At 51.9% G+C, this 620-nt stretch carries 1 protein-coding gene; it reads left to right on the top strand.

Going from position 1 to position 620, the window contains the following annotated elements; genetic code table 11:
• The coding region (locus tag L693_RS27750) for a beta-ketoacyl synthase N-terminal-like domain-containing protein (RefSeq protein ID WP_197029838.1) at nucleotides 1-620 on the top strand (620 nt) is incomplete at both ends.

The raw sequence follows: 620 nt of genomic DNA, 5'->3' as shown, positions 1-620 counted from the left end.
AAAGACTGCATCACGGAAATTCCGGAAGAACGCTGGCCCAAGGAAGGGTTCTTTCATCCAGACCCCCAGGAGGCTGCAGTGCAGGGGAAAAGCTACAGCAAGTGGGGAGGCTTTATAGACGGATTTGCGGAATTCGATCCGCTCTTTTTCAACATTTCACCTTTGGAAGCACATAACATGGACCCCCAGGAACGGCTGTTTGTCCAATCCTGCTGGGAGGTATTGGAGGATGCGGGATATACGCGGGAGCAGATCCGGTCGCAATATAACGGGAAGGTGGGTGTCTTTGCGGGGATTACCAAGACCGGCTACGATTTATACGGCCCGGAATTATGGAAGCAGGGCGAGAGGGTATTTCCGCACACTTCATTCAGCTCGGTAGCCAACCGGATTTCCTATTTGCTGAACTTGCAAGGCCCCAGCATGCCCATTGATACGATGTGCTCTTCGTCATTAACCGCCATTCATGAGGCCTGTGAGCATCTTAACCAGCAGGAATGCGAAATGGCGGTTGCAGGGGGGGTTAACCTTTACCTTCATCCTTCCAGCTATGTTGGATTGTGTGCCCAGCAAATGCTTTCGGTAGACGGACAATGTAAAAGCTTTGGCAGCGGAGGCAA

Source organism: Paenibacillus sp. 1-18, from assembly GCF_000520755.1.
Lineage (GTDB): Bacteria > Bacillota > Bacilli > Paenibacillales > Paenibacillaceae > Paenibacillus > Paenibacillus brasilensis.
This window is presented reverse-complemented; position numbering and strand designations above follow the sequence as displayed.